This is a genomic window from Leyella stercorea, from assembly GCF_021531355.1.
Taxonomy (GTDB): domain Bacteria; phylum Bacteroidota; class Bacteroidia; order Bacteroidales; family Bacteroidaceae; genus Prevotella.
Map to the genome: position 1 here is coordinate 1 of NZ_JADYTS010000034.1, position 17067 is coordinate 17067.

The window sequence follows — 17067 nt, forward strand, 5'->3', positions numbered from 1 at the left end:
GTGCATACCACTCCCCTCCCTACGGGGGAGGGGCCGGGGGTGGGGCTTTATAGGGCTAACAGCCTCCCATAATACTCCGCCTTCTTCTCAACCTTTAGCGGATAAGCCCTTGAGCTGCTTGGCATTCGCCAAAGCCTCAACATTCTTCCTTCAAATTCAAACTCCACATATTCTCCTACACGTGGTTCGTCATTGATGTCGAAACACTCGCGCAGCACGTCGGTAGCCTTCTGACCAGTTGTTACAATGGCTTCAAGACGGGGCAATGAGCGCACCATCGCCTTCAAGTCGGTAGGCTCAACCACTTCCAGGTCTTTGTCGGCAGCAGTGTTCTTCAGTCGGCGCACAGCCGTAGCGGTATCGTACATGCCAATGCCCTTGGCTGTGAGAAATTCGATGATTTCGTCCAGACGGAATGTCTTATGCTCAACATCCACAAAGTGGAGCTTGTCTGCAAAGAAACACAAGCCAAAGATTCGCCACATATCATTGGTGAAATTGGGATAATAGAAATGCATAGACCAACGCTTCTCGGCTGGCGGGAAACTGCCAAGCATCAACAGACGACAGCCTTCGGGAAGAAAAGGCTTAAAGGGATGACGTTCAACTGGAAACATATTGAGTTTTGAATTTTGAGTTTTGAATTTTGAATTGTTCTCGGCTACGCCTGCGATTGTGAATTATTCAATTGTGAATTGGCGCTTTGCGAGTTTTGAATTTTGAGTTTTGAGTTTTGAATTGCTATACATTATTATATATATAGCATTCACTGAATGCAGAACACAAAATTAATGAAATTAATCGGCAAAGGAGCAAAAAACTAAAGATTCTTAGCAATAAATTTGCAAGATACAAAAAAAGTACGTACCTTTGCACTCGCTTTTGAAACATAAGGCAAACACGGAGATCCGCTAGCTCAGTTGGTAGAGCACAACACTTTTAATGTTGGGGTCATGGGTTCGAGCCCCATGCGGATCACATATAGCACATTTTGCATTACATCTGATAATACCGATAACAGCTTCTCAATCAAGCCGTTATCGGTATTTTGCTTCGTGTAAGTTGTTGATTACAAACGGGTTAAATATATATACGTGTGCATAAAACGTTTTACATCGCAACGTTCGGGTACACCTGCATACATCGGCTTTCCGCGCATCTTGAATGCAATTTTGACACAAAAGTATTACTAATGTATTACCAAATGCCCAAAAATGTATTACCAAATGCGTGTTCCTGTTCCCGATACATTATAAACACCTTTAAAGATTTATGCATTATGGCAATTTTGAAATTTAACATTGTTTATGACAGAAAGCACGCCACGGAAGAAGGAAAGCCCGGTTCTGTGGAAATAAGGTTCAGTCTGAGTCGCAAGCAGAAGTACTTCGCGACTGGCATAAGAATCGCCCCTAACGAGTGGGACAATAACAAAAACAAGGTCGTCCGCCGTCCCGACAAAGACGAATTGAATAAGCGTCTTGCAGTTCTCTGCACAAAGGCCGACAAAATTGTGAGCAAGTCTTACAGCGACGACAACTTCGATTTCAACTCTATCACCAAGCTCTATCAAGGCGAACGTGCCGAGGAAATGGATTTCCCTACCTACTGTGAACAGCGTACCCTTAAGCGGCATGTGTCTGAAAGCACTAAGACTCGCTATCGTGTCTTCACTCGCTTCTTGCGCTCGTGGGGCAAGATAGTTTCCTTCGCTGACCTTACCGTCGCCAATGTCCGTGCGATGGACGAATATTTGCATACTCGCGAGATAGGGCAGTCCACCATCTACAACTATCACAAGTATCTGAAACTCTTCATTAACGATGCAGTCATTGATAACCTTGTGCAGGAAAATCCGTACCGTCGCCTTAGCTTCAAGATAAGCCGTGGCGACAAGAAGTATGTCGATTGTCTCACAGTCGAGCAGTTTGATGCCGTCCGCAATCTCACCGTTTCCACGGCTCACCTCTGCAAGGCTCGCGACCTTTTCCTATTCCAGTGTTACACCGGGCTTGCGTATGCTGACCTCATGGCGTTCGACTTCAACGAGTGCGACCTTATCGACGGTAAGTATTTTTATCACGACCGCCGTGCCAAGACTGACGTTGATTTCGTACTTCAGCTTCTCCCCCAGGCTGTCGATATACTCACCAAGTACAAGAACAAGCTGCCCATGCTCTCAAATCAGCGCTACAACGACTATCTTAAAGTCATAGGTTCTATGATAGGTGTAGACAATCTTCATTCTCACATGGGGCGAGCCACGGCAGCTACGATGTTCCTCTCCAAGGGAATGCCTATCAATGTTGTGTCTAAGGTTCTCGGACATACCAATCTTCGCCAGACACAACGCTACGCACGTACGCTGTCCCGTGACGTACGCTCGGCATTCAATAACATCGAAGACAAATTCTAAGCAATACCACACAGTGACCCTTGGAGAGTCGCTGTTTTTTTTATTTTTCCCACAGACGAATCACCGCAATACATATCCTCTTGTACGTTAAATTTGCGGTATGAACGATATTAGGAGTGTTATAATAGCAGTTGCCGGGGCGTTCTTCGCCCTTATAAGTCCCATTCAGGACTTTATGCTCGGCATGCTCATCTTATTTGTGTTGAATTTCGCCTTCGGCTGGCTGGCTGCCATATTCAACGGTGAGGATTGGTCGTGGCGCAAGGCTGGCATGTGTTTCATCTATTGCCTTATCTTCTTCGCTACGGCAGCATCGATGTTCATCGTCGGGCACTTTATGCACACCGAAGAACAAGCACTCGTCTGCGTCAAATACGTTTGTTTCGCTGCCATTTATCTTTTTGGCACCAACATAGTACGCAACTGGCGAAGTCTATGCACACCTGGCTCAACATGGCACAAGCTCACATCGCTTCTCTATTATATTCTTACAGTTAAGTTTGTGGAGAAATTCGAGATATTCAAACATTTATCACCCGAACCAAATAACGACGAAACAAAATGAAGATAACACGACAGCAACTCATTCAGATAGCTCCTGCTTCCGAGCCTTATGTTGACAAGTATATCAACTATATCAACGGCTATGCAGAAGCCTTTCATATTACCACTCCTCTTCGCATGTGTCACTATCTTGCACAGATTCTCCACGAGTCTGCCTGCCTAAAGCACACCGAAGAACAAGGCCCTACCCATTACTTCGACAGGTACGATACCGGACGACTCGCCAATAGACTCGGCAATACCCCACAGAAGGATGGCGACGGATACAAGTATCGAGGTCGTGGACTTATCCAAATCACAGGACGTGCCAACTATACTGCTTACAATAATTCGAAGTATTGCAAGGGCGATGTTGTCAACCATCCTGAACTCCTCGCAAAGCCTCTCGGTGCTGTCAAGTCTTCTATGTGGTTCTTCGACTCACATAATCTCAACAAGTATGCCGACAAGGACGACATCGTCAAGATAACCAAGGTTATCAACGGTGGCACCAATGGACTCGAACAGCGACGTGCATTCCTTGATAAGGCAAAGAATTTTCTTCTTGAAAAGTAAGTCTATGAACAAAAACGATAAAGAACAGCGTGATTGGCTTCAATCAATGGTTAGCGACTTCTATCTATTTGTTGTGATAATGACTATCTGTATAGGCTTTATCATGTGCTGCTCTGCTTGTTCCTCCTCCCGACCCGTAGTCCTCGAACGTACCCTTCACGATACGGTGCATGTCAACAATATCCGCCTTGACAGCGTCTATATGCACGACTCCATTTACTTCGAGTCCATTGTCAAAGGCGACACTGTTTATCTCACCAAGGTGATTACCCATTGGTGCAACCGTATTTCTATCAAGCACGATACTGTCTACGCTGCCAGAGAGAATAAGACGGAAATCCCCGTCCCGGTAGAACGTAAGCTGCCATTATGGAAGCAGCTCGCCGCGCCTCTCTATCCGATAGTCTTTATTATTATAATAGGTATAATAAGCATGATATGGCTTATACATAGAAAGAAATAACCTCATGGGAGTCCTCTTAAAGTCCATCCGCAAGATTCTCGTCGAACTTATCGACCGCATCGACAGTGGCGAATGTGCCACCACCGACGAGCAGGAACGCATGTTCCTCGACCTCTGCACGATGATTGCCGACAAGGAACGTCGTGTCTCCAAGTACGAGGCTTGCCGTTACCTCAATATGTCCCGCGCAAAGTTCGACCGCTACGTATCCGAAGGACGCATCCCTCACGGGCGCAAATCCCCGGGATTCAAGGAACTCTCATGGAGTCTTGCCGAACTCGATAGTTGTAAACTAAATAAGTGTTAACGTTTAATTTTTTGTCATAATCGTTTTTGTAGCCGTTCTGTTGCGATAACAGAACGGTTTTTCTTTGAGCATCATCTTCCTCATTTGAGCATCGTTAGGCGACACCTTATATAATAAGTAAATTTGCTTCAAGTCCCAATGTTGGGGCGAAACCTAAACTTTTATTATTATGTCTGAAACAAAAACTTATGTATTCGGCAATGATGGCCAGTGCGGTGGCGGTATGATGTCGCTTCTTGCTCCTCTCCTCCAGCGCAACGGTCTCGACCCTAATCTCCTTCTTGCAATGAACAAGAACGGCAACGGATGGGGTGACGGTAGCGGTTTTATGTGGGTTATCTTCCTCTTCTTCCTCATGGGCTGGGGCGGTAACGGTTGGGGTGGATTCGGAGGCAACGGACGTGGTGCCATAGCCAACGAAATCAACAACGACTACGGACGCTCTCTGCTCATGGACGCTATCGGTGGCAACCGCAACGCTCTGTCCAATCTCGCTACCCAGCTCAACTGCACCGAAGGACAGATTCAGTCGGCTATCTCGGCTCTCACCTCACAGGTTCAGTCTGTAGGCAATCAGGTTGGTATGTCTGGCATGCAGACCATCAATGCTCTCCAGCAGGGCAACATGCAGATTGCACAACAGCTTGCTGATTGTTGCTGTCGTACAAACAATGCCATTACAGCTTTGGATGGCAATCTCAAATTGTCTATTTGTCAGCAAACGCATCAGATTAACGACACAGCAAACACAAATGCTTTGATGTTGCGTGATGCAGGTCAGAACAATACTCAGGCTATTATGGGTAAACTTGACCAAATACAGGCACAGGCATTACAAGACAAACTGGATGCACTTCGTGAGAAAAACAGCTCTCTTTTGGCACAACTTTCAAACGAGCATCAGACGCAGGCATTGCAGGCATACCAGGCACAGTTGGTTGCTCCGCTTGGAAATGCCCTCGGAGTATTACAGAAGGAAGTGGCGGGTATTAAGTGCAAGCTCCCAGATACAGCAACAGTCCAGTATAGTCCCGTGGTTGGCGTCCCTACTTGTGTTGCTGCTCAAATGGGCTTATACGGAGCTAACGGGACCGGATTTTGGGGATAGTCGCCTATACTTCAATAGGAACGGTGTTCTTTGACTTGTTGATAAGAGATTCATAGTCGGATAGATACATCCATTTGTATCCTTTATGAGTGCAATAATATTTTGTACCATTACAGACTCTGGCGATAGAAGAACTCATAAATCCTAACTTTTCAGCTTCTCTCATGTGATTAAATTTATATACCACTTTGCCGTTTTTGATAGCGACAACTGGTTTCCATAAATGTTTTTTTACAAGAGAATAACGTTTGTTGGTTATCGGATTCATAGTATTTTCCGAGTATGTCGCCCATCGGAGATTATTAACATGGTTATTAGATGGATTTGTATCAATGTGGTCAACACATGGTTTACTATAAGGGTTTGGCAGGAATGCCTCGGCAACGAGTCTGTGAACTTTTGTCGATTTCTTAGAGTGATCAAGTTTATACAACAGTACAATTTTGTACCCAAGTTTTTGAGTGGCTTGGTTTAGAATTCTACCTTTCACAGGTATACTATAAACCTTACCTGTCTTGCTTGTACGTTGGTATTCTCGGGGAAATGCATATATACGACCAAGAGAAGAGACCATATAAAGCCCTTCATATCCGACAACATCACGCCATTCCTCACCATCTAAGGTGATACTTTTAATAAAATCTTGATTGTTCATATCTGTCAACTTTTTTAAATAACGTGTCAACTAAAGAAAAGGGAAGAGGCGTTGACATACCTCTTATCAATGAGTTAATTACTCTCATCTATCCCCAATGCAAAGTTAATAATTAATTTTTAAAGGAAGAAATAATTATGACACCTATTTGGAATTATCCCTTCTCATGGGTCAACCGCCGTGGTTCCGCTGCCGTGGCTTCCACTGCCGTAGCGGTGTCTGCTACAGCAGTCACGTTCTCCTTCCGCAACCATGCCTTTGCTTCGGCTAATTATCGCGGAACGGTCTTCGTCAAGCTGGCTCAGGCTATCCCTACGGGAACTACCGGCATGCTCCCTATTCTCTTCGAGACGAACGGGGCTACCCAAGCCGTAACCAAGTACAACGGCGCCCCTCTTACCGTCGCCGACCTCCCAGGCACTGGCATTTACCAGTTTTGGTTCGAGCGCGACACTAACACCCTTCAGCTCATGACGGGTATTGTCTAACCTATTCTTAAAAGAAAGGATTTCTTATGTTCAGCGGTTTGCGTACTAATAGTATTTTTTATGTGCTTGACAAGAGCAACGAGCCTAAATTGCAGATAGGACAGGTTGTTTCCGTTTCCAATCCTCAGCCTAAGTTCCCCACTTATCAGCCCGGACAGTTCTCCCCTCAACCGATGGAATCTGTGGTCGATGTCCGTGTGAAGCTTACCGATGGCGAAATGGATTTCAAGCAACTCCCTTCCAATGGTCAGATTGCCAATTCCGGCACGCTCGTTGTCTCTGAGTCGCGCGAGGCTATGTCTGCCGAGGTTGAGGCTATGCTCCGTCAGTCTCGTCAGATTCTCGAAAGCGTTGACTATCATCGCTCTGTGGTCACATCTTGCGAGTCCATGCTCGCCCAACTCAACCCTCAGATAGCCGAGAAGAAGGCGCAGGAGCAGAAAATCTCCCAACTCGAAACCAAGATGTCTGGTATCGAGGGCACTCTATCCAATATCCAGGGCATGCTTGCTCAGGCTCTCAAACCTAAGGCGTAGGAAGTCCTCTCTTTTGGAACTTAAAACTTTACGACTATGAATTTTATTGTTGAAATTACCGAGGATAAGTTCTCCGAACTCACCGAGAACGCCGAGAAAATGCTTCGCTATGGAGGCAAAGTTATGTCCTGTCTCGATTCTATCAAGCGTGAGCGGTATGGCGAGCGCAGCCCTATGCCCGACTATCGCAGCTCCGACTATCACAACCAGCGTCACGAGTCAGAACGCGACGACTATCCCGACTACCGCCGTCCACGCGAACGTCGCGACTATGATTATTAATGTCTAACCCGAGGAGAATGTCTTTATGGCATTCTCCTCTTAATCCCTATTCTTCATATGAAACCTCGTCAGTCCCTTTCTCAGTACGACTACCGTCCGCCCGAAATGCTCGCCTATCTGCGTTACTATGGCTATCACTTCTCACGCCGTATGCACGACTTCGCTGTCTCTCGTATGCGTCGCGACAACAAGCCTATCACTCCTTGGACTAAGGAAAAGGTCGAACAGACTCTTCACAAGTACGGCATCACTCTCGACAATGCCGTTGCCTACGACCATGTCTATGTCCTCAATATGGCTCTTGCCGATTTCTATGGCTCTTCCATCACCGATGAGCGTGCCCTTGCCCTCTTCGTCAAGGATTACGTCGATGATGAAGATCAGCCCGACGGTTTTGTTTTCAATCGCTTCTATGCCGATTGTGCCCTCTCTGGCACCCCAATCCCATGGGAAGACGTATTAGACCCCTCATAGCCTATGCGCTCACAACAAATATACCTCCATTCCTACGATTGGACGGTGCATATATTCTACAACGTCCCTCCCTTTAAGGTTGACATTATCCGCAGACATCTTCAATCTCTCGGCTGTCATTCGCAGCCCCTTGAAGATGCCTGCCTTCTTGTCTCTCACTCTGTCCCCGACACTGCTTTCACCTATACCAACATTTCCTTCCACCGCACTCTCATAGTTCTCTGTCCCTCTTCTTCTCCCTCTCAATTCCTCAACACCCTCACCCACGAACTTCTCCACGCCGTCACCCACATATCCGACTACTACAATATCCCTCTCAATACAGAATCCCCTTGCTATCTCCTCGGTTCTCTCGCGCAAGCCTCTTATCCCGTCGCACTCCATTATCTTTATTAAAAAAAAGCACGAAGGAAAATCAATCCCTCGTGCTCTTTTTTCTTACTTCACAAACAACTGGTCTATCTCCCCGTTGCTTATTGACTCTATAGCTCCTTGCGTCACAGGAGTTATTGTAGTCCCATTGCCAATATATAGCATAGGTTTACTATTATCCTTCAGCGAGTACAGATTACCACTCTCAGGAGTACCATTGCCAAAGCCCTCCTTGCGCATTTCCTTCCAGCTCTTATAGTATTTACGAGTGCCAGTACCACTTTCAATAATACACAGCACAAAGCGATTCATCTTACTCAGAAACACTATAAAACCACTTTCACTGCTTGGTGTGACATTCTCTGTCAGAGTCACACTCTCGTTGTTATACTCCTCAAAGATAGGAACATCAACCAGTGTCCCAGACTCATTCATTTGTTTCAGTTCTTGACATGTCTTCTTGTCTTCACTTGTCATAAGTCCGTGCTTACTCTCAGTAGCATCCCACAGCTGATTGTCCCTAATCTTTGTGTTTCCATCCAGCATTGCCACACCATCCGCCACACCTTCCCTGTCAGTAGTCTTGCTCTTTACAAGCTCCTTCACCTTTGTGGTGTAATGTGCCAATCCATTATTTCCTACAAACTTTGCCATAACTCCTGTTTTTAGATAATACCTAATGATAGTCCCCAATAAGTCAGAAACGTCCAACCTATAGCTGCCACCTCTGCAACAAGCAGTGCATACTTTCTGAGTCCCTTAATATATGCAATACCTATCACATAAGCAACAATAGCTGCAATAGTCATAATAAAGTTAGCACTCAGACACCAGCCAATCCCTGCCATAGCACATATAGTAGCAGCAGCCTTATGCACCCCTCTGTCCTCATTCATAAACCTTGGAGCAGCACCTACAAACATCAGCCCTCCACAAGCAAGGAAAGCAAGACATTGCACACCCTTTTCACAGTCCAGCAGACACATGAGCATCAACATGCCTACAGACATCATGACAACTTGAAACACCCATCCACTTTTACCAAGCAGATAATAGATAGACGATACCATTTCTGGTACACCATATTTCTTAATCACTACAAACAGCATCACCACAAACAGCAATGCTGCAATAATACTTAGTCCTATCATAATCCTAAATCCAAATTAATATTCAACATTAAATCTCAGCTTCTCTGGATAACCACTCTTGTAGTCATACCTCATAGCATCCTCCACACTCTCCAGTTTCTCCACAGCAGTCCTATGACATGCAGTTGCATTAAAGCAGTCAAAGGCATAATTTTCAAGCTGTAGACGCAGTTGCTCAGCCTTGTCACATGGCAGAGTAATAGGCACACCGTCAAACCACCAAGTGATTTCCTTGAATCCCAATGCCACCTTGTCTGCAATGTTCTGTTGGAATCCCATGCGCTCACTCTTCTTTGCCCAAGTGCGTATGCCGTTGATATAGAAACTGTTCACATTTTCCGACTCATCATACTTATCTATATATGCCATCAGCGTCTCTTTCATTGCCTTCAGCACATCCTCGCCAAGACCTTCGGCTATCTCCTTTATCTCTTCCATGCTTGCTGGTTCTCCACACTTAGCAATCTTCTCTATCACGTCGCTCATCCTTGGCTTGTAGAAAAATACCTCAACCCAGTAGTCACAAAGAGGCAGTTCCTTTACCTTCCCTGTCTCTTCATCCTTTTCTGTCTGTACCTTCTTTGCCCATGCAATGTGATACATATATTCGCTCTTCTTTTCAAATACCTTGAAATCAGCGGTTTTTCCAAATGATTTTACCATAGTTTACTTGTTTTAATCGTATAGTGAATAAATAGGGATAACATACATATTACTAGTCGTCTTACCAGCTGTTCCAAGTCCAATTGCCTCAAACTCCCAAGCACTACTTATATCATATTGTGTTGATGTCCAACATCTGTAGCTGGAAGAAAGGTTGTCAGTTTCTGGGCTTATATAGGAAAGTAGTTCATAAATGCTTACTAGATTAGATAGTATTTCCTTACCTTCACCTAATGATGGCAAATATCCCTTTTTACCATTTTTAAAGGTATAGTTAGAGCAATAATATGCAGCTGGTGCATTTTGACCAAGTGCTTTCACTATTGCTTCTGTATTAGCTTTGCCTTTAAAATCTAGTACAGCTACCTCGCTATCAGAAGTTGTTGTAACTCCTTCTACAAGTTGTCCTGATGTACTCCATTGTAATGCACTAGACATTCCTGGTGGAATGACAATAGTTACCTTATCTGTAACAAGTAATACACCAACAGCATCACTATTAGACATACCCGACTGTTGGAACTCTTCTATTGTTTTATAAAGTCTGTCGTTTTTATCAATAATAAACACACCCGTCTCCAAAGCCTTATACGTAAATATCACCTCTCTGTTATACAGCGGTGAAGGCACATACTTCAACACCTTTGGCTTTGCATACATCTTTACAGTAGCAGCTTCTATCGTCACTTCCTTATCACATGGCACCTTAACGTTTATAGGAGTACCCTGCCAAGTCTGTGTGCTCACTGTTGTGTCACCACTCTTCACAGTAACTTTTGCCCCATTCAAGTTTGTATCAGACGCTGATTTGTCTGACACCAGCTTAATGGTGACAGTCTCCTTCAGCTTTTCATTCAGATTATTCTCTGTGAGATAACCTTTGTTTGACGCATAGCTGTCAATAGCATCGCCCAGAGTTGCAGGTGTTATGAATGTACCTGTTTTTTTAACAAGTTTATTGCCTCGTATAGATATATCTGTAACTCCTTTTCCAGCTACAGCATTACCTGTTTCCGCAATAATACCGTCTATTGCTGTCAAGAAAGCTCCTTGTGTTACATTAATGTCCTTACCATTCTTCGCTATACTTGCAATACCATTTCCATTTGCAACCCCAGTTACCTTGACATTATTCACATAACCATCCAACGACTGATGCTCAGTTAGAAAAGTTGCCTTTGTTACTTTAAGGACTTTACCCTCTTTAGTTATATTTGCAATACCATTTCCACTTTGTGTTCCATCTGGCTGGACTTCATTCACATAGCCATTCAGTGCTGTATTTGTCAAGAATCCACTATCATTCGTCAGCTGACTTACATTTGTTGGGATTGTACCAGTTGCAAAACCTTGTTCATTTACCCACGTTTTTGTAGCAATTCCTTTTGATGCTAACGTATCAGGCAAAATATCATTTTTTGTCGCAAGCCCAGCTGCTGATGTCAAAAAATTTCCCTTTGTTGCTGTAATGGTATTACCCGACTTAGATATGCTACTAATACCATTTCCTTCTCCTGTTACACTGAGTATTGTAGCTGCATTAGTTTCCAATGTAGTAATTTTACCAGTAGCAGCATTCAAAGCCGTAGAATCTGCCTTATTACCAAGTTTTGTATTCAGACTGTTCACAGCAGCATTCACAGCCCTATTCTGAACAGGATTAGTAGAATCTTTCAACTCAGCGTCAACATCAATAGTTTTATTTTCCAGTGTTTTCAGCTTTGAATCTATAGCAGTCATTTTGGTAGTATAATCACTGCTTTCCACCTTTTTAGCAAGTTTCGTATCTATCTCATCAATCTTCGCTTTTACAACACCTCCTGCTACAGGATTAGGAGAATTTTCAATAAGAGCAGTATCTACTGTTATTGAACCTCCAGGAGTTGTTACAGTAGAACTCTTTTGTTCATCACCCAGCTTCTCCCACTTAGATTCATCATACGCCTTATTTGGGTCACCAAGATAAATATACTCTGTCTTGTTGTTCTTGGCTGTAGTAGCACTTGCTGGCACAAGATATATCTTCGAGGTGTCAATATCAGTTGTAGGCAAAGCATCCACAATCTCATACAATGATGCACTTAGTTGAAGATCACCAGTTCCAAAAATCGACGCTCCGTTTATAGTCTTTGTTGTAGGCATCTGATTTACAGGCACCTTACCATTAGCATCAAGTGTAGCCACACCATTTACAACACCTTTCTGACTCAATGGTATTTGCTGCACATTGTCCACACTACCAAGTCCCACCTGTGCCTTAGTCACACCATGAGGATTCTGTTTGTTGCCAACATGAGTAGTCACTTTGCCATCCACCTCACCAGCTTTACCATCAGCATACTCCTTCATCTTTCCAGTGAAATGAGTCAGTCCTTCATTGTCCAAGTATTTAGTCATATTTTCCTCCTTCCTTTTTATGCAAACATTGCGTCAATTTCAGCATTACTCAGTTCCTCTGTAGCCACAGCACCATCCAGCTTCTCCACTGTCACACTACCAGCAGCAATCTTGCTTGAAGTGATGCTTCCGTCCGCTATCTTCACGGCATCCACGCTCCCCTCAGCCAGCTTCTCTGCTGTCACGCACTTGTCTAAAATATGTCCTGTCCCAATGCTTCCATTAGCTATCTTGCTTCCAGTCACAGCATTGTCTTTCAGCTTCTCAGTAGTGATACTTCCGTCTTTCAGCTTGTCCTCAATGCCGTCAAACATACCCTTCACCAGCTTGTTAGCAGTAATAGTCCCATCCACTATCTTCTCAGCTGTTATACTCCCTGCTGCTATCTTCTCAGCTGTCACGCTGCCAGCAGCTATCTTGTCCGAAGTGATGCTTCCGTCCGCTATCTTCACGGCATCCACGCTCCCCTCAGCCAGCTTCTCTGCTGTCACACACTTGTCTGCAAGGTCGTCCGTCTGAATTAAGGGCACCTTCGTTCCCAGTTTTACGTCATTTCTAAATGTAGGCATACTTTATTTCCTCCGGTTCTTCTGATGTGTAAATCTTTATTTGCAACACTTTCGGCACGACCTCCATCCGTAGGCAGAAAGCCTTCGTGTCCTTATGTTGCTCTATCGGTACACGTGGCCATTTCTTGCCGTCCGTGCTCTGTCTTATCACCACCTTGCCCTTCTTCTTCAAGCTTATCATCAGATAGATGTCACGCTCCAGTCTCAGTGCAGGGCTCGTCCATGCCAGTTCCTTGGCATCATACGTTGTTCTGACTGTCTCCATCTTATTTCTGTGTGTTAGTTCCCAAGCTCTGAACCGCAATGCTGAGCATAGTCTGTGCACCAGGGTCTTCATATGCAGCCAGAAGCAGGTAAGCGATATAGTATATGAAAGCATTTCTTTGAGTGTCTGATACGTTTACGTTCGTTGAGTCGTTCGGTGTTCCCGACAATGTCTGATTGCTTCCGATATACGAGATTTCGGCTGTGCATCCCGACTTCCACGGCTGCACCAGTATTCTTGTCGTGCTGCCACGTACTACGGTCGCCAGCGGTCGTTCTACCGTTCCCTTTGCCGTGTTGTCAAACATCAGCATCGCGTCATCGCTCGTGTCGTCCACAGGCTTTGCTGCCTTATACCATATGCTCAGCCTCACACGCTGTATGTCCGCAGCAGCTATCCCGTCAGGCACCGTCACCTCGCCAACGTCGTCCACCGTTGCTATGACCGTATTCTGGGTCACGCTCAGCCCTCCCGAACCGCCCGTGTTCTTACTCGTGCATTGACCAGTCATTACAGCCAACCACCTCAGCGCATAGTTTATCTTCGCCCTGATGATGTTGTCCATGTAGATGTCCTCGCCGCCGTCATTCAGCTTCGAGTCCTCCCTCGTCTCGTGGTCAACACACCATTTCACTTCCTTTATTATTTCTTCTACGGTCATATCCAATAGTGTTTAATGGTTACCCCAGGTTCAGATTGGCAAACACCTCTCCCTCCTTGGCAGCAAAAGCCAGAGCCTTGCTCGGATCGGTAAACTTCTTGCCGTAGTTGGTGTTGATGTACACAAGCAGCTCGTCGGGCGTAGTCACCGCGTCCGCCGTGTCCATGTTCTTAGGTTCTGGCTCCGGCACATTCTCTTTCATGTCGTCGGAGGTTTTGATTTCGCGCACCAACACCACCGTACCGTCCTTGAACAGCTCACTCGCTTCGAGCAAGTCCTGAAAGTACTTTCCCTTCAGTGAGATTTCGGGGCATGTTCCGGCAATCACATTGCCACCAGTGAAGTTGTAGCGCACAGTATTACCACCTGCACCTTCGAGTACGTGCGAAACGTTATTGCGAATCTGTTTCAGTCTGTATATCTTAATCATCTGTTTCTGTTTTTTTTAATGAAAAAGCCCCCACTGAGCAAAGGAGCTTGCTCTCAATGGCTCAGCGAGGACTTGTCGAGACAATATTTTTTTATTAACAACTTCTTTTTAGGCGGCTACGTCCTGGCCTTTGTAGGCTTCCCACTTGGTGCCGTTGTAGTAGTACACCGAACCCTTGTCGTACTGAACGTCGCTAGCGGTGTAGTCCTCAGTAAGAGCCACCTTCATGCCCTTTGCCGGAGTATCGGGGAACTTAGGAGCAGAGATAATTGTGCGAAGTGTGGTCATGCCGAGCTTCGAAATCTTCTCCTCCGGACCTACGAGTACCGAGTTATAGCCGCGCAGAGCGATGCAGTCTGCCTCCTCGTGAATCCAGCGCTTTGCGTCACGGATTGCACCTGCACCCTTCGACATGTCGTTCGTGCGCTCCTTGTTGGCTACACGCACGTAGCGACGGCTCGCCTTGAGGTCTACAATGACGGCGAAGTCCTCCATGTGCATAAGGTCGAGGGTCTGGTCCCATACAACGTCGAATGTACCGAAGGTGTCCTTGATGCGCTTGAAGGTGAGGTCAAACTCGTCGTGGTTGATGATGTCGTTCTTGCCGTCTTTGACAATCTTCATCTTCTCCATGTTCTCGATGAAGTTCTTGCCGGCGAATACGTAGGCGTGGTTGTTCTCGGCAAAGTCCGTAAACTGGAGCTTCGACAGAGCAATCCAGTCTGCCCATTCCTGCACCTCTCCGATAGCATAAGCGTTGGTCAACTGGGGCAAGATACCCTCTGCAATGTACACGTCCTCAACAGCACCATCCTCGGTGAGCACCTTAAAGCGTCGCTTAGTGCCAAGCCAATAAGAACGCTCGGCGCGGAGGTTGTACTTCATGATGGCGTCTGCCTTGAGGTCGTTGACAGTGATAGGCACCTTGGTCTGCACCTTCTCGAAGTCGGTAGTAAAGAGAATGTTGAGCAGCTTTTTCTGCACGCAAATCTCCTTCTCGCGAGGCTGCATGTTCTCGGGCGGAACCATGAGCTGCGACTCGCTTGCTGCGGTTGCGCCTACGAGGAATACCGAACCCGATGGAATGTCCGGACAGGTCATGCTGTCGAGGTCTGTCGATGGTGTACCGTTGTTCTTCGCCTTGCCGTTGGTAGCCTGGAGAGTGACCTTCTTTCCGTTCGACTCGATTACGTACAGCTGCAAGATACCCTCACGCTCTGTGGTTGAACCTTCCTTGTAGCCCTCCACGTCGGGCACGTACACGGTCGAGCACTTGTAGAACGGACGGAGAGAACCAGAGAAGTTGGTAGAGTTAAGCTCGATGGTGTCGCCACCAGTGATTTGGGCAGTAGTCTTACCGTCGAGAGTCTCGCCACCAATACGCATGTGCTTGGCGGTCCAGTTCTTGATAGCCACCTTAGTAGCCACCTGTCGGGCGATACTAAGAAGCGGAGTCTTGTATGGGTAGAACTTTACGATGTTTCTGTCCCACTCCTCATCAATCATGTCGCCCTCTTTGAGCTGCGTTGACGATGCCTGCGAGCCCGTCAAATCCTGACCGTCCTTTTTACCTCCGGGACTGTTGAGGTCGCTCTTGCCAGCCTCAACGGGTTCGTTGGCAGCAGCCTCAGCAGCGGAAGCCGGAGCAGGGCCCTCGTCGCCAATCTGAGGAGCAACGTTGTCGGCAACAGCCATGAGCGACGAACCGCCAGTTACAACGGAGAGAAGCATAAGAAAAAGCCAAGTAAGGAAACGTCCACTTTTAATAAAATTAATAAACCGATTGTGTTTCATTTGATTGATATTTTTAGAAATTAATAAATAATAATAAATATGACAGGTGTCCTATAGTCTTTTGTAGAAGAACTATTTGATTAAGCCGTCCCAGAAGCTGCCGCCCTTCTTCTTGCTGGGCTGAGCACCGCCGTTGGTGTTAAGGGTAGGGGGCAGGTCGTTCTTCTCCGAACGTTTCACCTTGTTCTGAATCTTCTCGTTGCGTCCCTGCATAGCTCCTTCTTCACGAGCCGAAGCCACGTCTGCGTCATAGTTCTGCGCATTCTTGAACAGCGTCCATGTCTCTGCCGACACCTTGCCGTCCTCAGCTTCGCCTATTATCTTGAAGAACTTCTCCCACAGGTCTGCCTTGGCATCATCGTCAAGACCCAACTCGTCCATAGCGTCGGCCGACTGCTTCAGGTTCTCCGCAATCTCTTTCTCGCGGCTCTCCTCGTCAGCCTTCTTCTGCTGGAAGTCCGCAATCTGCTGAGCCACCTTCTTGCCCATTTCTTCGTCTTCCAAGGCTGCGCCGATGTCTATGCCCTGCTTTGCCATCCACTCTATCGGGTCCATGTCGGGGTTGTCCTTCAAGTCCATGGCCATTGCTGCAAGCCAGCGGTTGTTGTCAAACATTTCGCTCAGCGCACGGCCGTTCTCCTCGTATGCCGACAGAGCGTCTGCATCCTCGTTCATCGCGCCGTAGCGGGCTTCTTTGTCCTCAAAGTCAATGTCCTTGTGACGCTTGCTGAAGCGCTCTGCAAAGGCCTTGCGGTTCGGACGTTCCTCCACAGGAGGTGCCATCGCATCCTGTCCGGGTGCAACGTCATTCTTGTTTTTGTTTTCTTCGTCCATTTTTCTTTCTGTAAAATTTAGATTTGACTTTCTAAAACGCAAATATCTTAGTTTTTTATCACTGTTTTTCCGTCTTTCGTCTG

At 46.1% G+C, this 17067-nt stretch carries 23 protein-coding genes and 1 tRNA gene; 11 read left to right on the forward strand and 13 right to left on the reverse strand.

Translation table 11 applies throughout. From position 1 onward, the window contains the following. Positions 1-47: 47 nt before the first annotated feature. Entirely contained in the window at positions 48-617 is a 570-nt protein-coding gene (locus I6E38_RS08575; protein WP_235393580.1) for a uracil-DNA glycosylase family protein, read from the reverse strand. Between the two features lie 288 nt (positions 618-905). Here I6E38_RS08575 and I6E38_RS08580 point away from each other — a divergent pair. The 7 genes from I6E38_RS08580 (at position 906) to I6E38_RS08610 (ending at position 5413) form a co-directional block, all read left to right on the forward strand. After that, positions 906-978: transfer RNA gene (locus I6E38_RS08580), tRNA-Lys, on the forward strand. 301 nt (positions 979-1279) lie between these two features. Then, positions 1280-2416, forward strand: coding sequence for a site-specific integrase (locus I6E38_RS08585; protein WP_235393581.1), 1137 nt, complete (start codon positions 1280-1282; stop codon positions 2414-2416). A gap of 100 nt (positions 2417-2516) precedes the next feature. Continuing rightward, complete coding sequence (locus tag I6E38_RS08590) at positions 2517-2981, forward strand: hypothetical protein (RefSeq protein WP_235393582.1); 465 nt, start codon at positions 2517-2519, stop codon at positions 2979-2981. Continuing rightward, positions 2978-3535: a glycoside hydrolase family 19 protein gene (locus tag I6E38_RS08595; protein ID WP_235393583.1), complete on the forward strand. Its 558-nt coding sequence runs from the start codon at positions 2978-2980 to the stop codon at positions 3533-3535. The genes I6E38_RS08590 and I6E38_RS08595 overlap by 4 nt, the downstream gene beginning before the upstream one ends. Before the next feature lie 4 nt (positions 3536-3539). Further along, positions 3540-3998 (forward strand): Loki-CTERM sorting domain-containing protein, encoded by a 459-nt coding sequence (locus tag I6E38_RS08600; protein WP_235393584.1) that lies wholly within the window; start codon positions 3540-3542, stop codon positions 3996-3998. Positions 3999-4002: 4 nt separating this feature from the next. Continuing rightward, entirely contained in the window at positions 4003-4305 is a 303-nt protein-coding gene (locus tag I6E38_RS08605; protein ID WP_235393585.1) for a helix-turn-helix transcriptional regulator, read from the forward strand. A gap of 169 nt (positions 4306-4474) precedes the next feature. After that, positions 4475-5413, forward strand: coding sequence for a hypothetical protein (locus I6E38_RS08610; RefSeq protein WP_235393586.1), 939 nt, complete (start codon positions 4475-4477; stop codon positions 5411-5413). A gap of 4 nt (positions 5414-5417) precedes the next feature. On the opposite strand, the gene I6E38_RS08615 is transcribed toward I6E38_RS08610, so the two are convergent. Next, complete coding sequence (locus tag I6E38_RS08615; RefSeq protein ID WP_235393587.1) at positions 5418-6068, reverse strand: NUMOD4 motif-containing HNH endonuclease; 651 nt, start codon at positions 6066-6068, stop codon at positions 5418-5420. A 137-nt stretch (positions 6069-6205) separates the two neighbouring features. On the opposite strand from I6E38_RS08615, the gene I6E38_RS08620 reads away from it, so the two are divergent. Genes I6E38_RS08620 through I6E38_RS08635 form a run of 4 tightly spaced genes read left to right on the forward strand, consistent with a single transcriptional unit; the run spans position 6206 to position 7848 of the window. Further along, positions 6206-6556: a hypothetical protein gene (locus tag I6E38_RS08620; protein WP_235393588.1), complete on the forward strand. Its 351-nt coding sequence runs from the start codon at positions 6206-6208 to the stop codon at positions 6554-6556. A gap of 26 nt (positions 6557-6582) precedes the next feature. Continuing rightward, complete coding sequence (locus I6E38_RS08625) at positions 6583-7092, forward strand: hypothetical protein (protein ID WP_235393589.1); 510 nt, start codon at positions 6583-6585, stop codon at positions 7090-7092. A 36-nt stretch (positions 7093-7128) separates the two neighbouring features. After that, a complete protein-coding gene (locus I6E38_RS08630; protein WP_235393590.1) occupies positions 7129-7374 on the forward strand; it encodes a hypothetical protein in 246 nt (81 codons plus the stop codon). Positions 7375-7431: 57 nt separating this feature from the next. Then, entirely contained in the window at positions 7432-7848 is a 417-nt protein-coding gene (locus I6E38_RS08635; protein WP_235393591.1) for a DUF7841 family protein, read from the forward strand. A 9-nt stretch (positions 7849-7857) separates the two neighbouring features. On the opposite strand, the gene I6E38_RS08640 is transcribed toward I6E38_RS08635, so the two are convergent. From I6E38_RS08640 to I6E38_RS08690, 11 genes are all read right to left on the reverse strand, one after another. After that, entirely contained in the window at positions 7858-8232 is a 375-nt protein-coding gene (locus I6E38_RS08640; protein WP_235393592.1) for a hypothetical protein, read from the reverse strand. 54 nt (positions 8233-8286) lie between these two features. Further along, complete coding sequence (locus tag I6E38_RS08645; protein ID WP_235393593.1) at positions 8287-8874, reverse strand: hypothetical protein; 588 nt, start codon at positions 8872-8874, stop codon at positions 8287-8289. Positions 8875-8885: 11 nt separating this feature from the next. Beyond that, the gene (locus I6E38_RS08650; RefSeq protein WP_235393594.1) at positions 8886-9371 is read right to left on the reverse strand and encodes a hypothetical protein; all 486 of its coding nucleotides are present in this window, start codon (positions 9369-9371) and stop codon (positions 8886-8888) included. A 15-nt stretch (positions 9372-9386) separates the two neighbouring features. Next, a complete protein-coding gene (locus I6E38_RS08655) occupies positions 9387-10034 on the reverse strand; it encodes a DUF4376 domain-containing protein (protein ID WP_235393595.1) in 648 nt (215 codons plus the stop codon). 12 nt (positions 10035-10046) lie between these two features. Beyond that, complete coding sequence (locus I6E38_RS08660) at positions 10047-12431, reverse strand: hypothetical protein (protein WP_235393596.1); 2385 nt, start codon at positions 12429-12431, stop codon at positions 10047-10049. 17 nt (positions 12432-12448) lie between these two features. Beyond that, a complete protein-coding gene (locus I6E38_RS08665) occupies positions 12449-13000 on the reverse strand; it encodes a hypothetical protein (protein WP_235393597.1) in 552 nt (183 codons plus the stop codon). Beyond that, a complete protein-coding gene (locus I6E38_RS08670) occupies positions 12987-13265 on the reverse strand; it encodes a hypothetical protein (protein WP_235393598.1) in 279 nt (92 codons plus the stop codon). The genes I6E38_RS08665 and I6E38_RS08670 overlap by 14 nt, the downstream gene beginning before the upstream one ends. A gap of 1 nt (position 13266) precedes the next feature. Further along, positions 13267-13926, reverse strand: a complete 660-nt coding sequence (locus I6E38_RS08675) for a hypothetical protein (RefSeq protein ID WP_235393599.1) — start codon at positions 13924-13926, stop codon at positions 13267-13269. A gap of 19 nt (positions 13927-13945) precedes the next feature. Further along, complete coding sequence (locus tag I6E38_RS08680) at positions 13946-14356, reverse strand: hypothetical protein (RefSeq protein ID WP_235393600.1); 411 nt, start codon at positions 14354-14356, stop codon at positions 13946-13948. Between the two features lie 108 nt (positions 14357-14464). After that, positions 14465-16087, reverse strand: coding sequence for a hypothetical protein (locus I6E38_RS08685; RefSeq protein WP_235393601.1), 1623 nt, complete (start codon positions 16085-16087; stop codon positions 14465-14467). A gap of 135 nt (positions 16088-16222) precedes the next feature. Continuing rightward, positions 16223-16984, reverse strand: a complete 762-nt coding sequence (locus tag I6E38_RS08690; RefSeq protein ID WP_235393602.1) for a hypothetical protein — start codon at positions 16982-16984, stop codon at positions 16223-16225. Between the last annotated feature and the right edge of the window lie 83 nt (positions 16985-17067).

Bases quoted from the DNA above. Each gene is read 5' to 3' on its own strand.
- I6E38_RS08635 (WP_235393591.1), top strand. From the start codon at position 7,432: ATGAAACCTCGTCAGTCCCTTTCTCAGTACGACTACCGTCCGCCCGAA.
- I6E38_RS08610 (WP_235393586.1), top strand. From the start codon at position 4,475: ATGTCTGAAACAAAAACTTATGTATTCGGCAATGATGGCCAGTGCGGT.
- I6E38_RS08660 (WP_235393596.1), bottom strand. From the start codon at position 12,431: ATGACTAAATACTTGGACAATGAAGGACTGACTCATTTCACTGGAAAG.
- I6E38_RS08575 (WP_235393580.1), bottom strand. From the start codon at position 617: ATGTTTCCAGTTGAACGTCATCCCTTTAAGCCTTTTCTTCCCGAAGGC.
- I6E38_RS08685 (WP_235393601.1), bottom strand. From the start codon at position 16,087: ATGCTTCTCTCCGTTGTAACTGGCGGTTCGTCGCTCATGGCTGTTGCC.
- I6E38_RS08640 (WP_235393592.1), bottom strand. From the start codon at position 8,232: ATGGAGTGCGACGGGATAAGAGGCTTGCGCGAGAGAACCGAGGAGATA.
- I6E38_RS08670 (WP_235393598.1), bottom strand. From the start codon at position 13,265: ATGGAGACAGTCAGAACAACGTATGATGCCAAGGAACTGGCATGGACG.
- I6E38_RS08675 (WP_235393599.1), bottom strand. From the start codon at position 13,926: ATGACCGTAGAAGAAATAATAAAGGAAGTGAAATGGTGTGTTGACCAC.
- I6E38_RS08650 (WP_235393594.1), bottom strand. From the start codon at position 9,371: ATGATAGGACTAAGTATTATTGCAGCATTGCTGTTTGTGGTGATGCTG.
- I6E38_RS08625 (WP_235393589.1), top strand. From the start codon at position 6,583: ATGTTCAGCGGTTTGCGTACTAATAGTATTTTTTATGTGCTTGACAAG.
- I6E38_RS08590 (WP_235393582.1), top strand. From the start codon at position 2,517: ATGAACGATATTAGGAGTGTTATAATAGCAGTTGCCGGGGCGTTCTTC.
- I6E38_RS08645 (WP_235393593.1), bottom strand. From the start codon at position 8,874: ATGGCAAAGTTTGTAGGAAATAATGGATTGGCACATTACACCACAAAG.
- I6E38_RS08620 (WP_235393588.1), top strand. From the start codon at position 6,206: ATGACACCTATTTGGAATTATCCCTTCTCATGGGTCAACCGCCGTGGT.
- I6E38_RS08585 (WP_235393581.1), top strand. From the start codon at position 1,280: ATGGCAATTTTGAAATTTAACATTGTTTATGACAGAAAGCACGCCACG.
- I6E38_RS08605 (WP_235393585.1), top strand. From the start codon at position 4,003: ATGGGAGTCCTCTTAAAGTCCATCCGCAAGATTCTCGTCGAACTTATC.
- I6E38_RS08680 (WP_235393600.1), bottom strand. From the start codon at position 14,356: ATGATTAAGATATACAGACTGAAACAGATTCGCAATAACGTTTCGCAC.
- I6E38_RS08665 (WP_235393597.1), bottom strand. From the start codon at position 13,000: ATGCCTACATTTAGAAATGACGTAAAACTGGGAACGAAGGTGCCCTTA.
- I6E38_RS08615 (WP_235393587.1), bottom strand. From the start codon at position 6,068: ATGAACAATCAAGATTTTATTAAAAGTATCACCTTAGATGGTGAGGAA.
- I6E38_RS08630 (WP_235393590.1), top strand. From the start codon at position 7,129: ATGAATTTTATTGTTGAAATTACCGAGGATAAGTTCTCCGAACTCACC.
- I6E38_RS08690 (WP_235393602.1), bottom strand. From the start codon at position 16,984: ATGGACGAAGAAAACAAAAACAAGAATGACGTTGCACCCGGACAGGAT.
- I6E38_RS08595 (WP_235393583.1), top strand. From the start codon at position 2,978: ATGAAGATAACACGACAGCAACTCATTCAGATAGCTCCTGCTTCCGAG.
- I6E38_RS08655 (WP_235393595.1), bottom strand. From the start codon at position 10,034: ATGGTAAAATCATTTGGAAAAACCGCTGATTTCAAGGTATTTGAAAAG.
- I6E38_RS08600 (WP_235393584.1), top strand. From the start codon at position 3,540: ATGAACAAAAACGATAAAGAACAGCGTGATTGGCTTCAATCAATGGTT.